A 664-nucleotide genomic window follows, 5' to 3' on the forward strand; every position below is an offset into this window, starting at 1 on the left:
ATTAGAATGTCTTTTAGGCGCTCCGACTTGCGCCATACATCAAACTTGTTCAGGATTTTGATGATGGTTTGCGGCTTTAACTCAGCGGCGCGATGAATGTTGGAGTGTTGCTCGCAGACCATGAGCGCTAAATCTTTAAATTCATTCGGTACACGTACACGTTCGCACAGTTTTTTAATTAGCTTTAAACCGGTATGACAATGCATTTTATGGCTTGGCCATTCGCTCTCTGGTGTCACGCCTTTCCCTAAGTCATGCACCTGTGCGGCAAATCTAACAGGGAGTGATGTGCTCAGCTTTGCGGCTTGCTCTGCTACCATCAACGTATGGATACCCGTATCGATCTCTGGATGCCATTTTTCAGGTTGAGGCACCCCAAACAACGTATCGATTTCTGGTAGCACGACGGCTAACGCGCCGCAATCTCGCAACACTGATAAAAACACATCGGGACGAGGCGTTGAAAGCGATTTATGCCACTCTTGCCACACGCGTTCTGGTGTTAGCGTATTGAGTTCACCAGAGTCTGCCATGTCGCGCATGAGTTGCATGGTTTCTTTTGCTACCGTAAATCCCAGCGAGGCAAGTTTTGCAGCAAAACGTGCGACCCGAAGTACTCTAAGGGGATCTTCCACAAAAGCATCCGATACATGACGCAATATGC

General features: G+C 48.0%; 1 protein-coding gene. It reads right to left on the minus strand.

All coding sequences use genetic code 11. From position 1 onward, the window contains the following. Window positions 1-664: HD domain-containing protein (locus R7P74_RS26870; protein WP_318123710.1), on the minus strand; the 664-nt coding region annotated here is incomplete at both ends.

The organism is Vibrio sp. 2033, from assembly GCF_033339735.1.